Here is an 18,237-nt window from a genome sequence, read left to right as displayed (position 1 = left end):
GGTATTGCCCTTGGCATGATTGAAACCCGCGGTCTGGTACCGGCGATTGAAGCCGCCGATGCGATGACCAAGGCTGCTGAGGTTCGTCTGATTGGTCGCCAGTTTGTGGGTGGTGGTTATGTGACGGTTTTGGTGCGTGGTGAGACGGGTGCAGTGAATGCTGCGGTTCGTGCTGGCGCCGATGCTTGCGAGCGTGTGGGAGACGGCTTAGTGGCTGCTCACATCATTGCCCGCGTGCACAACGAAGTGGAAGGCATCCTGCCGACCAAGCCTTCAGAGTAAGTTTTTCATTCACAGCGCAGTAACTATTTGAGGAGTGTAAGGAAATGGCAAATGCAACCGGTATTGCCCTTGGCATGATTGAAACCCGCGGTCTGGTACCGGCGATTGAAGCCGCCGATGCGATGACCAAGGCTGCTGAGGTTCGTCTGATTGGTCGCCAGTTTGTGGGTGGTGGTTATGTGACGGTTTTGGTGCGTGGTGAGACGGGTGCAGTGAATGCTGCGGTTCGTGCTGGCGCCGATGCTTGCGAGCGTGTGGGAGACGGCTTAGTGGCTGCTCACATCATTGCCCGCGTGCACAACGAAGTGGAAGGCATCCTGCCGACTGCCCCCTCGGCCTGATTTGAGGTCCTGGGCTGTGAATGTAACAAGCGGTGGGGGTAATCCGCGTCATGGCTGATTGGCCGCAAGGCTGGGAAGCACGCGGAACCCCGCCGGCCTTGTTTCGGCGCTTTGAGTTCCAAAGCTATCGTGAAACACGAGGGTTTTTGGATGCACTTGCGGCACTGAGCGAGGAAACTGGTTTACATCCACAGAACATTAACTTTGGGACGACCTACGTTAATGTGACCTTGGAGTCTGACGAAACTGACCCGGATAGCCTAGCGATGCGGGACTTTGCAGCGAAGATCAATGCACTCGTGACAGGAGCTTAATATGGCCACCCAAATCACGGCTGTGGTCAATCAAAAAGGCGGCGCTGGTAAGACCACGCTGGCCATGAATCTTGCTGCGGGGCTAGCTCAGCGGGGTGACACTGTGGTGGTGGATTTGGATCCTCAGGGCTCCTCACTGCAATGGTCCACATTAGGCGCAGTGCCCTTCCCGGCTACGGTGAAGCAAATGGCGGGACGTTGGGATGCTGCGGCGTTAAAAAAGCAGTTCCGCGCCTATCAGCATGTGCTTTTGGATTGTCCGCCAATGATCGAAATAGAGGCGACGCAAATGGCTTTGCGGGCCAGTGACCGGGTATTGATCCCTATTTTGCCCTCTCCGGTGGATGTTTGGTCCAGTTTGCGCTTGCCTGCGGAGATTGCCGAGGCACGCAAGTCTAATCCACGTCTTAAGGCCTTTGTGGTGTTGAATCAGCTAGAACCGCGCAGCGCTCTATCAGAGTCAATGCGAGAGGCTTTGGGCGAATTTGATATTCCTGTGCTTAATGCCAGCTTGCGTCGCCGCGCCATTTACCGCAGCACCGCTTTGGATGGCATGAGTGTTTATCAGTCAGGCGCCAGAGGTGCGGCTGCCGTGACCGAACTTGAAGCCCTTATTAAGGAGGTCTTCCCGAAATGAGTAACATGAAAGACAAGTTGGCAGCGAACCTGCGCCAAGTTAAAGCCGCGGCCACCGAGACGCCTGTGGCTAAGCCCGCAGTGAAACCCAAAACGCCAGCAAAACCCAAGACCCGGGCAGCAGCCGAAAAGGCAGCACCTGCTCGACGCGCTGTGGCTAAACCAAAAAAAACCGCCAGCAGCGTGACCCGCTCGGAACCCAAAGCCAAAGCGTCGAATTTATTCCCGACACGTATTTGGCCCGACTAGGCCATCATTTCAGGTAATTTGTCATGTATGAAGACGCCAACCCTCGAGTTTACGGGCCACGCCGGGGTAACCCTACAATGCGCCGCAATGCCATGGCCGATGCCCAAGCGATACGCTCACCTGCTCAGCATACTCAGGAACTGGGTCTTGACCAGTATCGCATCCAGCAGGAGCCTTATTACCGGTCAGTAGCTGATGAAGTTGAGCTCTATGAGGCGGCCTACTCCGTGCGTATGCCCATGATGCTCAAAGGCCCAACGGGCTGCGGTAAAACCCGCTTTGTTGAATACATGGCGTGGCGCTTGGGCAAACCTTTAATCACCGTGGCTTGTAACGAGGACATGACAGCGTCTGATCTTGTTGGCCGCTTTCTCCTCGATGCGAATGGGACTCGCTGGCAAGATGGTCCTTTGGCAGTGGCGGCCCGCCATGGCGCTATTTGTTATCTAGATGAGGTGGTTGAAGCTCGTCAGGACACGACCGTTGTGATTCACCCTTTGACTGACGCGCGTCGTGTACTGCCACTGGAGAAAAAAGGCGAAATCATCGAAGCGCATCCAGACTTTCAGGTGGTGATTTCCTACAACCCCGGTTATCAGTCCTTGATGAAGGACCTCAAGCAATCTACCAAGCAGCGCTTTGGCGCCTTGGATTTTGATTACCCTGAACACGATATTGAGGCTGAGATTGTGGCTCATGAATCGGGGGTAAACCTGGAGGCCGCCAAAAATCTTGTGCACATCGGTGAGCGTGCCAGAAACCTTAAGGGTCATGGTTTGGATGAGGGGCTATCTACGCGTATGTTGATTTACGCCGGTTCGCTAATTGCCAGCGGTATTGATCCGCGTGCTGCTTGTCGGGTGGCGCTGGTGCGGCCGATTACCGATGATCCGGATATGCGCGATGCACTGGATTCTGCCGTAACCACCTACTTCTAAACAGGGCACAGAAGAGACTGGGCCCATGGCGATCCACCTCGAAGAATATGAGGAGCTGCTCGAAGACCTTCCTCACGATGCACGGGAGGTTCTCACGGGTGCCTGGCATGAAGCGGCGCGCGTTTTTTCGCCGCGAGGCTTGGACAATTACCTAAAAGGGGCTGTCGCGCTTCATAACCTAGGTCGTGGTGAGGATCTAGTGGTCAGCTTTTTGCAGGAAATGCCGGCCATGTCACGGGCTATTGGCGAAGATGTCCTGCCCGAACTGGTTAATTTCCTTTTGGGCATGGCTTCAAAAACTTCCGGTCAAGTCCTCTCATTGATTATTTCCACAGCGCCTTTAGCTGCCGAGCGCTTGGGTGATGACACCCTTTTCCGAGGTTTTCTCGGCGTGCTGCAAGTGATGCTGGCACAAGCGCCGCGAGGCCTTAGACCGATGTTGGAAAATCTAGATCGCTTGCTCACCCAGCTTACTCTGGGCGGTCTGCGTCGTTGGGTGAATTGGGGTGCCCAGGCTTATAAAACGGACTTTGAAGGGCAGGTTAATTATTTCTCATTGCACAGCCCCGATGCTGTTTCCGTCTTGAAAGCAGAACGCAAGGGCACGCTTTTTGTGGATGTGCAGCGCCGCTTAAATATCTATTTGCGTGCTATGTGGGGCCGAGATTTTTTCATGCGACCCACGGCTGGCGATTACGAATCCCGTGAGGGGCTAAAGCCTTTTATTGAGCACTATGTTGTGCATATCGCCGATGCTTATGACGACTACCGGCCTGAGGGAGATGCTACCGCTGAAGATCAGTTGGTCTCTGGCCTAGAGGTTTACCGCGCTGCTGCTAACCATTGCGCTGCGCATTTGGTCTTTACCAAAGATCCGCTCTCTATGGAAGAACTCGACTTGGTTCAGATGGCGATCATCGGTGTCATTGAAGACGCTCGTGTTGAAGAATTGGCTTGTCAGCAGTTTCCGGGGATGCGCGCCAGCTGGCTGGCCCTGCACCCTAAGGTCGATTTTGGCGAACCCCAGACCATTGGTGCATTGCTCAATCGTCTAGCACGCGCGTTACTCGAGCCTGACTCTGCCGATCCCCATCCATGGGTGCGTGAGGGTGTGCAATTGTTTCGTGAAGAGACAGATCTAAGCAGTAATCAGATCAGCTGGAATATTGGCGTGGCTTTATCTCACAGTTTGGGTCGCATTCCATTGCCAGAGTTTAACTTCCGTACCGATATTCAACATGCCATTTACCGCGATGATAACCGCACCATTTGGGAGTCTGAAGAATACGACGTCCAGGCTGCCTTAGAGGCCACTTGGGGTGGCAAGCAGGTGCGCCGTGAAGTCAGTGTTATGGAGATGGTCAATGAATTAGATTACGAGTTCGCGGGTGATGACGCGCAAGAAGTCTGGGTCCTGCCCACCGAGTTTTATTTGGATCAAGAAGGCGTGACCATCAATGAGCTGGAAGGACGTCCGCCCATCTCAGAGCCATTTCACTACCATGAATGGGATTATCAGATTCAGCTGGAGCGACCCAGTTGGGTCACAGTTTTGGAACGAAACCCTGTGCTGGGTGAGTTGGACGCGATTGAACAAATCATCACCGATTACAAACCCGTGATCTCGCAGCTGAAATACTTGATTGAGTCGATGATTCCCCAAGGTATGCAGCGTTTGCGTCGTCAGGAGGATGGTGATGAGTTAGATATCAATGCGGCCATCCGCGCCATGGTTGATATCCGCAGCGGCCAGCAACCCGATACCCGAGTGATGATGCGCTACAAGCGCAATGTCCGTGATCTGGCGGTGATGGTGTTACTGGATATGTCGGAATCGGCTAACGATAAGGTTAGAGGCCAAGACTACAGCATCATGGATTTGACCCGTGCCGCGACTGTACTGTTTGCTGATGCATTGGACCGCATTGGCGACCCATTTGCCTTGCACGGTTTTTGTTCTGATGGCCGCCATGACGTTCATTATTATCGCTTTAAGGATTTTGAGCAGCCTTACAATGATTTGGTTAAGGCACGCTTGGCTGGCATGCAAGGCAGTTATTCAACGCGCATGGGCGCCGCCATGCGCCACGCCGGCCATTATTTGAAACAGCAGGCCAAGAGTAAAAAATTACTCATCATCATTACCGACGGTGAGCCTGCTGATAACGATACACGAGATCCTCAGTATCTCCGCCATGATGCCAAACGCGCTGTGGAGGAACTCAGTCGTGAGGGTGTGATGACCTATGCCTTGTCGCTAGATCCACACGCTGATCACTATGTATCGCGTATTTTCGGTGCCAGTCACTTCACGGTTCTCGATCATGTCGAGCGTCTGCCCGAGAAACTACCCATGTTGTATTTGGGCCTGACCCGCTAGGCGCGCAATGGACATTAACTCGCTCAGCAAAAAATTGCTCTTTAACACGGTTCGTGTCGATACCGTGATGGAAGATGGCAGCGAGGGGTCCGGCACGGCATTTGTTGTTTCACATGCCCACCGACGTGGCACGCATACGTTCATCGTGACCAATCGTCACTTGGTCGACGGGGTCCGTGAGGGAGGGCTGGTATTCACCCAAAAGCATAATGGACAGCCAGTTCTGGGCCAGCGCTTTCAGCTGAATATCGAGGATTTCCCCCATGCTTGGTTTACTCATCCCAACCCCGATATTGATCTGGCCATCGTGCCTATGCGTCCGTTGGAGCAAGCGGCGCGCGATCAGGGCGTGGAACTCTACTATCATGTCATTGATAGTCGATTAGCACCGGACGCAGCCACGCTCCGGGGTCTAGATGCCCTTGAGGAAGTGTTGTTTATTGGTTATCCCAGCGGCGTTTGGGATCATGTCAATTTAATGCCGATTATGCGTCGGGGAACCACGGCTACGCCCATGGCCCTTAATTTTGAGGGGCGAGCCGAGTTTTTGATTGATGCTGCGGTATACCCCGGTTCCAGTGGTAGTCCTGTGTTTGTATATCAACCGGATGTGTTGCGGCCTAATCAGTCGCGCAAGTTTCTTTTTGCAGGGGTTATTGCCGCTGTTTTTTTTCGAGAGGAAGCCAATCAACTGGTTCCCGGGCCAGTGCCGCCGCAGCAAAATGGCGTAGTCATGGGCTCCGAAATGATTGATTTAGGATTGGTGATTAAGTCTGCAGCAGTGATCGAAGTGATCGAGGCGTATCTGACCAAGTGGCTGGAGTGAATGTTTCGGGCCCTGCAATAAGCCCGCGTGATCAGAGGGATGGGTAATGGCATTTGAACCAGTGGTGCTGTTTTTTCTCTTGGGGGTTTTTGCCGGCCTGATTGGGTCAGACTTAAAGATCCCCGGATCGATTTACGAAGCACTATCGATTTTCCTGTTGCTGGCCATCGGTCTTCAGGGTGGGGTGAAGCTGGCAGAATTCGAGCTGCTTGAGCTGATTGTCCCGGCGCTTATTATCCTCGCTGTGGGCTGTATCATCCCCGTCGCGGTTTTCCCGGTATTGCAGATCCTCGGTAAATTAAAGCGTCCCGATGCTGCGTCCATCGCTGCCCACTATGGCTCGGTGAGTGTGGTGACTTTTTCTGTGGCGGTGGCCTTGCTGCAGCAAGAATCCGTGGATTTCGAAGGTTATATGATCGTCTTCCTCGTGCTTTTGGAGATCCCAGCGTTGGTGATTGGCGTGATGTTGGCGCGCTATGGTGTCGGCACTGTTCGCTGGGGCAAACTGGTGCATGAAGTTTTCTTTGGAAAAAGTATTTTGCTGCTCACCGGTGGTTTGCTAATTGGTTTTGTGGCGGGTGCAGAGGGCATTAAACCTCTGGATATTCTGTTCTTTGATTTGTTCAAAGGTGTGTTGGCTCTGTTTCTATTGGAAATGGGTCTGGTGGCGGCGAGTCGAATTGCTGGCCTCAAAACCTATGGCGCGTTTCTTGTGACCTTTGCGATTGTGACGCCGATCCTTTCAGCAGCGCTGGGCACGGTGCTAGGCTGGATGTTAGGTCTGTCTGTGGGTGGCACGATGTTGCTTGCCACGCTCTACGCTAGTGCCTCTTATATCGCCGCACCAGCAGCAATGCGTATTGCTGTGCCGCAGGCAAATCCTGCAATATCCATCGGGGCTGCTCTAGGGATTACCTTCCCCTTCAATATTTTCTTGGGCATACCCTTGTATTTCTGGATGGCCCGTTTCATCCATACAGTAGGAGGCTGAACATATGCAGACGCAGGAGATGATGCTGCTGGTCATCATCAGCGAGTCCTTGCTCGAGGATATGATTATTGATGAGATTACTGAGCTCGGTGCCAAGGGTTATACGATCACGGAAGCTCGCGGCAAAGGCACCCATGGTAAACGCTCGGGGCGTTGGACACAGGGCGGAAATATTCGTATTGAAGTGGTCGGCGACGGTGCGCTTTGCGAGCGAATTATCCAGAGTCTGATTGCCAAGTATGATGTGGACTACGGGCTTTTGATGTACACCTTGCCTGTGACGCTACAAAACTGACTTCGATGACCCATAAGGCTTCTGCTGGATCCTCTTCGCCTGGTGTCACTTCGGCGTCTGACTCGCCCGAAATTATGCTCAAATCCGAGCTCCCGGGTCACTTGATTCGCCATGCTACCTTGCGCCAATTACAGGTGTTCGAAGCCGTCATTCGTCTTGGAAGTTTTACTCAGGCGGCCGAGGAGCTTTATCTGACTCAACCGACGGTATCCATTCAGCTAAAAAAACTCGCTGATTCCGTCGGTTTGCCTTTGATCGAACAGGTCGGACGCAAAGCACAACCCACGGAGGTGGGCCGCGAACTTTACCAGAGCTGTCGCGAGATCTTGGGTTCACTCAGTGATTTGGAAGCCAAGTTGGCGGACAGGCGTGGTATGAAACGCGGTCGCCTAAAGCTCGCGGCCATTACCACAGCCCAATATGTTGCACCCAGTATTCTGGGGGAGTTCGCGCGGCGTTATCCGGCAATTGATCTCTCTTTAGAGCTGAGTAACTTTGATAACGTGCTGGGCCGCTTAGCAAGCAGCGAAGACGATCTGTACATCATTGGCCATGTCCCCGATCGACTTGATGATGTCGCCATTTACCCTTTTGCTCCCAATCCGTTGGTTGTGATGGCGCCTCGCAATCATCCCTTGGTTGGTAAGCGACATATCAGCATCAACCGCCTTGCCAAAGAATATTTTCTCATGCGCGAGCCCGGATCAGGTACGCGCGAAGCCACCCTGAGGGTGTTTGCCACACACCAACTGCGTCCGCGCATCCGCATGGAACTCGGCAGCAATGAAGCAATCAAACAAGCGGTGATCAGTGGGCTGGGCATTGCGGTAATGTCCCTGCACTCTTTGAGTGCGGAGGGTACACAGGGCCCAATCGCTTTGTTGGATGTGGTGGATTTTCCGATTTCCAGGCAATGGCATATCGTTCATCCCAAACGGAAAGTATTGTCACTGATTGCACAAACTTTCCTGGATTTTGCGATCCAGGATGAGGCTCGGGTCCGCGCCCATGTGGATGAGATGCTCGCGACTTTTGAGCGGGGGCTGGCGGGAGACTAAGCGCAGCATTGTAGTGGCCTAGGGCTATACTAGAACATCGGACGAAGACAAATGACGGAACCCATGGAAACCAATAATCCTCTGTTAAACACTCACGGCTTGCCTTGTTTTGCCGACATTAAACCCGAGCACGTTGAGCCAGCCATTGACCAAGTCCTGGCGGCCAATCGCCAGGCGATAAAAGCGCTGACCTCATCGCAAAAGTCTTTTTCTTGGGAGAGTCTCGTGAATCCGCTGAGTCTGCTGGATGATCAGCTCAGCCGTGCTTGGTCGCCGGTGCGCCACCTCAACAGCGTGATGAATAGTGAATCGCTGCGCGAAGCCTACAATGCTTGTCTTCCTAAGTTGTCCGATTACGCTACCGAAATGGGCCAGAACATGGCCTTGTTTAAGGCCTATGAAGAACTGGCCAGTGGTCCTGAATTCAATAACCTCAATGCTGCGCAGCAAACGGTGATTAACCATGCCTTGCGAGATTTTCGCTTGAGCGGGGTTGATCTGCCCGAGGAGCGCAAGATTCGTTATCGTGAAATCGCCCAAGAGCTGTCGCGACTCACCGCAAAATACGAAGAAAATGTGCTGGATTCCACTCAATCTTGGCAACAGCACGTGGGCTCGGCCGAAGCGCTAAGTGGCCTACCTGAGTATGCCCTCAACCTCTTGGCACAAAATGCGCGCCAGCGCGACCTAGAGGGGTTTTTGATTACTCTGGAGTTTCCCAGTTACTACGCCATCATGACATTTGCCGATGATCCAGCGCTGCGTGAAACCGTCTATACGGCTTATTGCACTCGTGCCTCTGATCAGGGTCCCCATGATGCTGCCTACGATAATTCGGAAATCATGAATCGCATTTTGGCGCTGCGTCATGAGCAGGCTCGTCTATTGGGATTCGCCAGTTATGCACATCTATCGCTGGCCACAAAAATGGCCAAGACTCCGGAAGAAGTCATTAGTTTCTTGGAGGATCTTGCCGACCGCGCTGTGCCCGCAGCACGTCGTGAGCTCGAAGAATTACGGGAATTTGCTGCGCAGCATTTACAGCTTGAGGATTTGCAGCCATGGGACATCGGTTATGCCGCAGAAAAGCTTCGCAAGCAGGCCTATGACCTTTCCCAAGAAGACCTGAAGCCTTATTTTCCAGCCGATCACGTGGTGCGGGGCTTATTTGCTCTGGTTGAAAAGCTCTTTGCCGTGCGCATTCAGGAAAAAACAGGGGTCTCGGTCTGGCATGAAGACGTACGTTACTACGAGATCCTCGATAAGCAGTCGGGTGCAGTGCGTGCTGGATTCTATTTCGATTTATATGCACGGCGTCACAAGCGCGGCGGCGCATGGATGGATGTTTGTCTCAATCGTATGCGTGTGGGTGAACAGCTGCAGCTGCCGGTTGCCTACATGACCTGTAATTCTACCCCGCCGGTGGATGGCAAACCGGCGCTGTTCACTCATGACGAAGTACTGACTTTATTCCACGAATTTGGACATGGGCTGCATCATATGCTCACACAAGTGGATTGCGCAGATGTGGCGGGCATTAATGGCGTGGAGTGGGACGCGGTCGAGTTACCCAGTCAGTTTATGGAAAACTGGTGTTGGGAACGCGAGGCGTTGGACATGTTCGCCGCGCACCATGAGACCGGTGAATCTTTGCCGCAGGAGTTGTTTGATAAGCTAATTGCGACGCGCCATTTCCAGGCGGCGATGCAGTTGGTGCGGCAGCTGGAGTTCGCGCTATTTGATATGCGCTTGCATGGGGAATATGACCCGGAAAGAGGTGCTCTCATACAAGAGACATTGGATCGCATTCGTGCTCAGGTGGCTGTGGTTAAACCGCCATCATTCAACCGCTTTCAACACGGGTTTTCGCATATTTTCGCTGGCGGCTATGCCGCAGGGTATTACAGTTATAAATGGGCTGAAGTGCTGTCCGCAGATGCCTTTGCGCGATTTGAAGAAGAAGGCTTATTCAATCCCAGTGTGGGCGCGTCCTTTTTGCAGCAAATTTTGGAACAGGGCGGTTCACGTCCAGCCATAGACTCTTTTAAAGCATTCCGGGGTCGCGATCCCGATATTGAAGCCTTGCTTCGGCATTCGGGTCTAGCCGCATGAAAATCGCCACTTGGAATGTTAATTCGCTGAAAGTGCGTTTGCCGCATGTTCTGGATTGGTTGGCTGAACATCAGCCCGATGTGCTTGCGCTGCAGGAAACCAAATTACAGGATGATGCCTTCCCCCTGGCTGCGCTGGCTGAGGCTGGGTATCAGGCGGCTTTCGTGGGACAAAAAACCTACAACGGTGTGGCCTTGTTATCGCGTGAGGTGGCCGGCGATGTGATCACCGATCCAGAGGGCGTAGATAGCCCGGATCGCCGCATTATCGCCGGTACCTTTGGCGGGGTTCGGGTGGTTAACCTGTATGTGGTGAATGGTTCGGATGTGGGTACCGAAAAATATGCCTACAAGTTGGACTGGCTGGCGCGGGTAACACGATTCTTAGAGCAGGAGTTGGCCCAGCACCAACACCTGGTGGTGCTGGGTGATTTCAATATCGCTCCCGAGGATCGCGACGTTCATGATCCGGCCGCCTGGCATGAAAAGATTCTGTGTTCCACTCCTGAGCGCCAAGCCTTTCGGGATATGCTGAGTTTGGGTTTGGAGGATGTGTTCCGGCGTTTTGATCATCCTGATGCCACGTTTAGTTGGTGGGATTATCGTGCGGCGGGTTTCCGCCGCAATTTGGGTTTGCGCATTGACCTTATTTTGGCGAGCAAAATGCTGGCAGAAAACTGCACGGCTTGTGCAGTGGATGTTGAACCCAGAAAATTAGAGCGACCATCCGATCACGCACCGGTTTATGCCTGTTTTGAACAAATTGGGTCGCATTGATGAAATATCGGGACTTGCGGGACTTTATCGCTGGCTTGGAGAAACAGGGTGAGTTGAAGCGTATTCACACCCCGGTGGATCCTCATCTTGAAATGACCGAGATCTGTGATCGCGTGCTGCGCGCCGGCGGCCCTGCCCTCTTATTTGAAAATCCCGTGGGTCATCAGATCCCCGTGCTGGGAAATTTGTTTGGCACGCCCCGACGCGTGGCTATGGGTATGGGAGAGGATTCGGTCGAAGCTTTGCGAGAAGTCGGCCGGTTACTGGCTTTTTTGAAAGAGCCGGATCCACCAAAAGGCCTCAAAGAGGCCTGGAATACGTTGCCTATCTTTAAGAAAGTATTGGATATGGCGCCGAAAAAAATTCGTGGGGGCGCTTGCCAAGAAGTGGTTCTCGAGGGCGATGACGTTGATCTAAACCGCTTGCCGGTGCAGACCTGTTGGCCTGGCGATGCTGGCCCTTTGATCACCTGGGGGCTGGTGGTTACCAAAGGGCCTCATAAAGAACGTCAGAACATGGGTATTTATCGCCAACAGGTCATTGCCCGCAATCGTGTCATCATGCGCTGGCTTTCCCACCGCGGTGGTGCTCTTGATTTTCGGGAATGGCAGCAGGCTCACCCGGGTAAGCCCTTTCCCATATCAGTGGTTTTGGGCGCAGATCCGGCGACTATTTTGGGAGCGGTAACGCCCGTTCCCGATACGCTTTCAGAGCATGCTTTCGCGGGTTTATTGCGGGGTTCAAGAACGGAGCTCACCACTTGTATCGGTAACGAATTGCAGGTTCCGGCAACGGCAGAAATCATTCTTGAAGGGGTCATTCATCCTGAGGATATGGCACCCGAAGGTCCCTTTGGCGATCACACAGGTTATTACAACGAAGTCGATCAGTTCCCGGTTTTCACGGTGCAGCGTATCACCCACCGAAGAGATCCGATTTATCACAGCACCTACACGGGTCGGCCACCGGATGAGCCGGCAATTTTGGGCGTGGCCTTAAATGAGGTCTTCGTCCCCATTTTGAAAAAACAATTTCCCGAGATCAGTGATTTTTACCTGCCTCCTGAGGGGTGCTCCTACCGCTTAGCGGTAGTCAGCATGAAAAAGCAGTATCCCGGTCATGCCAAGCGCGTCATGCTGGGGGTGTGGTCCTTTTTGCGGCAATTCATGTATACCAAATTCGTGATTATCGTTGATGATGATGTCAACGCGCGTGACTGGCAGGATGTTATCTGGGCGATGACCACCCGGATGGATCCAGCGCGCGATACGGTCATGATTGAGAACACACCCATTGATTACTTGGATTTCGCCTCGCCGGTATCTGGCTTGGGTTCAAAAATGGGCATGGATGCCACCAACAAGTGGCCGGGTGAAACTCAGCGTGAATGGGGTCGCCCGATTGTTATGGACAACGAGGTCAAGCAACGCGTTGATCAAATTTGGAATGAACTCGGACTGGACTCTTGAGTCGCACTAAGAGTGGGAAGCCATTTCCCGCTAGCCATTCATTGATTCAAGAGGTTGGTTTTTTATGTTTTTAAAGTTCAGACAACAGACTCTCATTGGCCTGCTTGCCACGTGTTTCTTAATGCCAGGATTGGCATTCGCACAATATGGCTCGACGGCTCCCCAAACCCCCACGGGCCAGCAGGCCCCGCAACTGGATACCCAGACCATAGACCGGTTTGTGGATGCTTTTGTCGCTGTGCAGGAGGTGCGTGAAGAATACTCTGAGCAGTTGAGTGCCGTGGAAGATGCTGCTGCCGCTGAGACTTTGGAACAGGAAGCACAGATGGCAATGGTCGAGGCTGTAGAAAATCAGGGAATGAGTGTTGACCAGTACAACCAAGTAGCTATGCAAGTGCAGCACGATCCAGAAATGGTGCGTCAAATTCAAGAAATGGCGCAGGAACGCATGCAATAGGCATGGGCAAGATGGCCCACCTAAGGGTGGGCCATTTTTATTATTTGTGGTCGGCCTGTTCAGCCAATGAGGCTTGAATGCCTTGTTCCATGCGCGGATACCGCAGGTTCAAATCCAGCTCAACCAAAACACGATCGGCCCGAACAACGCGGGACTCGCGTATGAACGACATCATGCCTGGACTGAGACGTTTTTCTGCCTCGGCAAGGCTAATTTCAGGGGGCTTGGGAAGCCCGGCCAATTCGGCGGTTGTCATCACGAAAGCGGTCATCGAGCGATGATCACCGTCGCCCGCATTATAAATACGGCCAGCGGGTCCGTGTTCCATGGCTGCGACACAGATGCTCGCCAGATCATCGGCATGAATGCGATTGCCCGGACCAGCCTCCTGTTCGTTAACCACGGGTTCGGCAGCATTGATGCGAGCAATGGGCAGTCGTCCTGGCCCATAAATTCCGGGGGCACGAATAATGGTAACGGGGACTCCTGTTTCTTGCATGAATGCCAACAAGGCCAGCTCAGCATAACGTCGGCGCTTACCCCGATCAGATAGGGGCGCAGGTTCCGTCAATTCATCAACACTATCGCCGCCGCGATCGCCATACACCCCAGTAGTGCTGATATAGACGATGTTGGCGGGTGGGTGTTTTCTGCAAACAGACAGCAATCTATCCGTGCGCGGGTCGGTTTCGCCTGTGGCGGGGGGCGGCGCACTATGAAGAATTTGCGCACCACTGAGCGGCAATTGGTCCAGACCTTGGCCACTGTCTAGGTCGATTTGTCGGGTTGTAATGCCGTCTGACTCGAGTTCACTCACCCGTTCCTCACTACGTACCGCAGCCGTTACTTGACGACCCTTTGCAAGGAGTCGACGGGCAACGCGCTTGCCCACATAGCCACAACCGATGATGAGCACAGGTTTCACGTATGCCATCCTCTTCAGCCCACTGCTCCGGACTCTCGCAGGGTTAACTCATGCCATTCTTTGCCCGCTGCTAGCGCTTCTTCATGGGCACCGCTGTTTTCGTGTATTTGCGTCAATAGACCATAGGCTTCAGCTGTTGGTGTCAGTTTAATCGCTGATTGTGCATAACGACGGGCTTTGTCCCAGGCGCTCACGCGGCTGGCCAGAAAAGCTAGTGACAGTAATAGCTCAGGGTCGTCTGGGCGGGAGCGCAGCCAGCGCTCGCAGGTTGCTAAAGCAGCATTGCTATCACTGAGCGGCAATCGACCATAGAGACGAATCAGGCTCGTATCCCATCTGTTTTTTAGAGCATCGCGCAGCACAGATTCGGCACGATCAACCTGCTCCTGTTGGAGTAACGCCATGACATAGGGCTTGGCATAGGCAACATCCCAGCGCGCCGACTTGGGTAGCTTGGCCCAAGCACCTTCCATTTCAGCCATTTCGCCACTTTCACCGGCTTCTTTAGCCAGTGAGGTAAATGCTTCACAAGCAAACTCTTCGAGCGTGTCCTGGGCGAATACGCCCGATTTACGAAATTGCGGCAAACTTTTGAACATATGTTCATAGTTGCCTGTTGCGCGATCAAGGCGTGCCTGTAAGCGCAGCAGTTGTGGATGTCCAGCTGCTTTTTCTTCCAATTCCGCCAGTGTCTGTGCAGCCTCATCATACTCCGCATGGTCGAGCTGCAGCTCAGCTTGGGTTAATGCAACAGGCAAAAATGCCTCGGGTTGCGACTTCGCAGCTTCTTTTAGGTATTCATCTCGGCGCTCAAACATGCCTTGGTATTGAGCAGCGCGAGCTGCTTCTAGATAGTTGAGCAGCGGCTGATTCCCGCGCCTAGCGGTGTGCACCAAGACCTTCTCAGCCCGTGCCCAGCGTCCTTCGAGCATCTCGATCAGCCCATCGACCAGCCCTTGCTGACAGATGACGGCTTGTTTCTGTTCTCGTCTTTGGCGCAGCCGTGATGGCAGCCCAGTAATGCCGACCAGTAACCGAATCGCGAAATAGCAAAGCAAAATCACCAAAATGGCACTGAGCAGAAAGAAAATCAGGCTGGTCTCAACTGACAAGTCCTGATAGGCGAAAAGCACATAACCGGGTTCATCCAGCAAAGCCAATGCGATGACTGCAGTGGCAATAAGCGCAATAAAAAGAGTGATCAGTGTTTTCATTGCTCAGTCCTCCAGCGCTTGTAACTGAGACAGAGACTGCTTGAGTGAGGGCAGTTCCGAGTGCAGTGATTGCGCGCGCAGCGCATCGATGCGCGGCAGAATGTCGCTCACGGGGCTTGCTGCAAAATAATCTTCTAGCAGACTTGCTGCTCGGGTGAGATGAGCTTCAAAGTCGCTTTGATCGCGGCGCAGAACAGCCATACGCGCGCTCTCTATGCGCAGAGCGATGATCTGACGAATAAACATTTCAGCTTCGGCATCGGGCATGGAGCGAACCGCTTGGGCATGACGGCGAATCGTGAATTGCTGTGATACCTCTTGCCAAAGCTGTTGTAGTTGACGAGACCACCATGCAGCGTCGGGATCGGGTGGCGATCCACCCACTGCCACCTCGGGATCATCGGCACTGACTTCTGGCATTTTTAACGGCAAAGGACGCACATCTGTCATTAGGTCATCTAGAGCTGTTAGCAAATCTGTGATGGCGACACCTTGGTAGTTCTCCAAGGCTTGAATATCCTCTGCCAAAGCTTCTCTGGCGGGAATCATGCGAGGATCGCCAATACCCCTGAGCACCCCATCGGCTGCTTGAAGTGCTGCTTGTGCAGCAGGGGCATCCTCGTGGAACTCCAACCGATGGGCGGCGACCTTTACCAGATAAAGGGCTTCAGCCAGTTGCCAATCGCGCTGCGGCTGGGACAGTTCGGCATGCAGCGCTGTGAGGCTGTCCTCTAAGTTTTGCACCCGACGCTGATGTTGTTCTGCCGCAGATGAAAGTTCTTTTTGTAGGTCCTGAAGCCCATCTTCTAGCTGTTTATTCAGCACATCCTCAGCTTGAGTCAGACGCTCTGGTACCGCGCTAACCTGGGCCTCAAAAGCGGTTATTTGTGCCAACGCATTGTTGAGACTTTGCTGATTGTTCAACGCCAAATCACGAGCTGATTGGGCATGCAGAGCGGCGATGACGGCCAAACCCCCAACCAGCAAAGACACAAGCAGAACAAGCCATAAAGGCCAGCGTGACTGACTCACCACAGCCGCTGGTTTTTGGGGCGCGGTGGGTTTGACTTTGGAAGCCTTGTCAGGCTCCTCCGCTGATGGTTTTTGGTCGTCTTCGTTCATGAGTGGCTTCCCTCATTTGAGCCCATTTTTTTAAGGCGTTGAGCATGGCTTCGTCGCTGGGATTTTCCGCGCTGATGATGCTGCCCGAAAATCCAAGTGCTCTGGCTTTTTCACTGATGCGTTCGCATCCCGTGACCAAAGCCTGCTGCAAAAAAAATACGTGCAAATCGTCAGGTATCAACGCGCAAAGGTTATTCAGTAGTTCAGCGCTAGTTACCGCGATAACGTCGATCTCCCCATTTTTGAGAGGCGCCATTTGCTGCTGACTGACTGGCGGTAGGATGCGGCGATAGACCTCGACATAATCTACCCTCGCTCCCCTATTTCTGAGTGTCGCACCCAGCAGATCACGGCCCCCATTGCCCCGAAAGATAAGGACTTGTTGTCCTTCCACTTGTTGCAATACAGGTTCCGTCAGCAAAGCCTCACTATCAAATCCGCTGTCCGGACAGATGTCCACACAGAGGCCATTTCGTACCAATGCCTGGGCGGATTTTTGTCCCACGGTGGCAAGGCGCATGCTATCGGGCAAATCGGTACGCCGCCGATAGATCTCCCGTAAACCATATTCCACGGCATTGGGGCTGACAAAGATGGCCAAGTCGACTGTCTCGAGTTTTTCCACCCATTGATCGATCGCTTTTGGGTTGCTGCCGGCTGTAATTGCCATTGCCGGGCATCGATGAGCGATGCCGCCGTGGGCGGTGATCATCTGACAAAAAGGCTCAGCCTGATGTGCCGGTCGGGTCACCATGACCCGCACCCCTGACAATGTTGTCGCGCCCTGAGTCAGCGTCACGTTCGGAATCACCCATCATTTACCGGAGCTGGCGCCAAGCCCAAGTCACGCAAAATGCCCTCGGCGCCCTCACGCAGTAATTGTTCCGCTAGGGCAGTGCCCAGTGCCTCGGCCTGGTCTCTAGGTCCATGCAAGCTGGCGCGATAAATAATGGAACCATCGGGCTCACCGACTAGGCCGCGCATGAATATTTGCCCCTCTTCATCCAATTCGGCGTAACCCCCAATGGGTACTTGGCAACCGCCATTAAGGCGCAGATTAAAGGCCCGTTCTGCGGCAAGCCGAACATGGGTGTCGGCGTCGTTGAGTGGAGTGATCCATTGCATGATCTGAGGATCTTCGCTGCGGCACTCGATACCGATGGCGCCCTGGCCAATGGCAGGAAGGCTGGCATCGGCATCAAGAATTTGGGTGATACGTCCTGCAAATCCTAAACGTTTCAATCCAGCTGCAGCGAGCAAGATGGCATCGTATTCACCCCCATCGAGTTTGCCCAGACGTGTATTGACGTTGCCTCTTAAATCCAGCACCTGCAGATGCGGGAAGCGGGCGCGCAACTGACTTTGACGCCGCAAACTGGAGGTGCCAACACGGGCTCCCTTCGGTAGGTCTTCTAGCCTACTGTAGGTATTAGAGACGAAGGCATCATGAGGATCTTCACGCTCCAGTATCACCGGCAGATGCAGGCCCTCGGGCAGCGACATAGGGACATCTTTCATGGAGTGCACGGCGATGTCAGCATCACCTTGAAGCAAACCATGCTCCAGTTCTTTGACAAACAAGCCCTTGCCACCCACCTTAGCCAATGGCGTATCAAGGATACGATCACCTTGAGTCGACATCTTGATCAAGGTGACCGTGACATCAGGAAATAAGGCCTGCACGCGGCTGGCAACTTCCTCAGCCTGCCAAAGGGCAAGTGGGCTTTTTCGGGTGGCGATCTTGAGTTCTTTTTTTGACATGTGCTTTGAGTTGCTTTGCAGGAGCTGCCCCTCGGCAGCGATAAGCCTCAACTCAAGCACACATCCCGCCCTTGTTCAACCAATCTCGCAC

20 protein-coding genes are annotated in these 18,237 nt (G+C 53.5%); 15 read left to right on the top strand and 5 right to left on the bottom strand.

The window, feature by feature from the left end:
• The 15 genes from CKX93_RS04650 to CKX93_RS04580 form a co-directional block, all read left to right on the top strand.
• Positions 1-282, top strand: a 282-nt coding sequence (locus CKX93_RS04650) for an alpha-carboxysome major shell protein CsoS1 (protein WP_240076644.1), incomplete at its 5' end; no start/stop codon positions are given.
• Between the two features lie 44 nt (positions 283-326).
• Entirely contained in the window at positions 327-623 is a 297-nt protein-coding gene (locus CKX93_RS04645) for an alpha-carboxysome major shell protein CsoS1 (RefSeq protein WP_076755524.1), read from the top strand.
• A 50-nt stretch (positions 624-673) separates the two neighbouring features.
• Complete coding sequence (locus tag CKX93_RS04640) at positions 674-937, top strand: 4a-hydroxytetrahydrobiopterin dehydratase (protein ID WP_076755523.1); 264 nt, start codon at positions 674-676, stop codon at positions 935-937.
• A gap of 1 nt (position 938) precedes the next feature.
• Positions 939-1,574 (top strand): ParA family partition ATPase, encoded by a 636-nt coding sequence (gene parA / locus CKX93_RS04635; RefSeq protein WP_076755522.1) that lies wholly within the window; start codon positions 939-941, stop codon positions 1,572-1,574.
• Positions 1,571-1,822 carry a hypothetical protein gene (locus CKX93_RS04630; protein ID WP_076755521.1) on the top strand — a complete coding sequence of 84 codons (252 nt, stop codon included), beginning with the start codon at positions 1,571-1,573 and terminating at the stop codon, positions 1,820-1,822. Before parA ends, CKX93_RS04630 begins: the two co-directional genes overlap by 4 nt.
• A 92-nt stretch (positions 1,823-1,914) precedes the next feature.
• Positions 1,915-2,760, top strand: coding sequence for a CbbQ/NirQ/NorQ/GpvN family protein (locus CKX93_RS04625; RefSeq protein ID WP_076755933.1), 846 nt, complete (start codon positions 1,915-1,917; stop codon positions 2,758-2,760).
• 25 nt (positions 2,761-2,785) lie between these two features.
• Positions 2,786-5,140 carry a nitric oxide reductase activation protein NorD gene (locus CKX93_RS04620; RefSeq protein ID WP_076755520.1) on the top strand — a complete coding sequence of 785 codons (2,355 nt, stop codon included), beginning with the start codon at positions 2,786-2,788 and terminating at the stop codon, positions 5,138-5,140.
• Positions 5,141-5,147: 7 nt separating this feature from the next.
• Positions 5,148-5,966: a S1 family peptidase gene (locus tag CKX93_RS04615; RefSeq protein ID WP_076755519.1), complete on the top strand. Its 819-nt coding sequence runs from the start codon at positions 5,148-5,150 to the stop codon at positions 5,964-5,966.
• Between the two features lie 46 nt (positions 5,967-6,012).
• Entirely contained in the window at positions 6,013-6,957 is a 945-nt protein-coding gene (locus tag CKX93_RS04610; RefSeq protein WP_076755518.1) for a sodium-dependent bicarbonate transport family permease, read from the top strand.
• 4 nt (positions 6,958-6,961) lie between these two features.
• Entirely contained in the window at positions 6,962-7,252 is a 291-nt protein-coding gene (locus CKX93_RS04605) for a P-II family nitrogen regulator (protein WP_076755517.1), read from the top strand.
• Between the two features lie 74 nt (positions 7,253-7,326).
• Positions 7,327-8,310: a LysR family transcriptional regulator gene (locus tag CKX93_RS04600; RefSeq protein ID WP_076755516.1), complete on the top strand. Its 984-nt coding sequence runs from the start codon at positions 7,327-7,329 to the stop codon at positions 8,308-8,310.
• A gap of 51 nt (positions 8,311-8,361) precedes the next feature.
• A complete protein-coding gene (gene prlC / locus CKX93_RS04595; RefSeq protein ID WP_234982811.1) occupies positions 8,362-10,422 on the top strand; it encodes an oligopeptidase A in 2,061 nt (686 codons plus the stop codon).
• Positions 10,419-11,198, top strand: a complete 780-nt coding sequence (gene xth, locus CKX93_RS04590) for an exodeoxyribonuclease III (protein WP_076755515.1) — start codon at positions 10,419-10,421, stop codon at positions 11,196-11,198. Before prlC ends, xth begins: the two co-directional genes overlap by 4 nt.
• Positions 11,198-12,667 (top strand): 4-hydroxy-3-polyprenylbenzoate decarboxylase, encoded by a 1,470-nt coding sequence (gene ubiD / locus CKX93_RS04585; RefSeq protein WP_076755514.1) that lies wholly within the window; start codon positions 11,198-11,200, stop codon positions 12,665-12,667. The genes xth and ubiD overlap by 1 nt, the downstream gene beginning before the upstream one ends.
• 64 nt (positions 12,668-12,731) lie before the next feature.
• Positions 12,732-13,124, top strand: a complete 393-nt coding sequence (locus CKX93_RS04580; protein ID WP_076755513.1) for a DUF4168 domain-containing protein — start codon at positions 12,732-12,734, stop codon at positions 13,122-13,124.
• Between the two features lie 40 nt (positions 13,125-13,164).
• On the opposite strand, the gene CKX93_RS04575 is transcribed toward CKX93_RS04580, so the two are convergent.
• The 5 genes from CKX93_RS04575 to hemC all read right to left on the bottom strand — a co-directional run bounded on the left by CKX93_RS04575 (position 13,165) and on the right by hemC (position 18,146).
• Positions 13,165-14,049: an NAD-dependent epimerase/dehydratase family protein gene (locus CKX93_RS04575; protein ID WP_084178685.1), complete on the bottom strand. Its 885-nt coding sequence runs from the start codon at positions 14,047-14,049 to the stop codon at positions 13,165-13,167.
• A 14-nt stretch (positions 14,050-14,063) separates the two neighbouring features.
• A complete protein-coding gene (locus tag CKX93_RS04570) occupies positions 14,064-15,263 on the bottom strand; it encodes a heme biosynthesis HemY N-terminal domain-containing protein (RefSeq protein ID WP_076755511.1) in 1,200 nt (399 codons plus the stop codon).
• A 3-nt stretch (positions 15,264-15,266) separates the two neighbouring features.
• Positions 15,267-16,385: a uroporphyrinogen-III C-methyltransferase gene (locus CKX93_RS04565; RefSeq protein ID WP_076755510.1), complete on the bottom strand. Its 1,119-nt coding sequence runs from the start codon at positions 16,383-16,385 to the stop codon at positions 15,267-15,269.
• Positions 16,345-17,097 (bottom strand): uroporphyrinogen-III synthase, encoded by a 753-nt coding sequence (locus CKX93_RS04560; protein ID WP_240076665.1) that lies wholly within the window; start codon positions 17,095-17,097, stop codon positions 16,345-16,347. The genes CKX93_RS04565 and CKX93_RS04560 overlap by 41 nt, the downstream gene beginning before the upstream one ends.
• Positions 17,098-17,192: 95 nt before the next feature.
• Positions 17,193-18,146 carry a hydroxymethylbilane synthase gene (gene hemC / locus CKX93_RS04555; protein ID WP_076755508.1) on the bottom strand — a complete coding sequence of 318 codons (954 nt, stop codon included), beginning with the start codon at positions 18,144-18,146 and terminating at the stop codon, positions 17,193-17,195.
• Between the last annotated feature and the right edge of the window lie 91 nt (positions 18,147-18,237).

Origin of the sequence: Ectothiorhodosinus mongolicus, from assembly GCF_022406875.1 — a bacterium.
Classification (GTDB): Bacteria; Pseudomonadota; Gammaproteobacteria; order Ectothiorhodospirales; family Ectothiorhodospiraceae; genus Ectothiorhodospira; species Ectothiorhodospira mongolica.
This window is presented reverse-complemented; position numbering and strand designations above follow the sequence as displayed.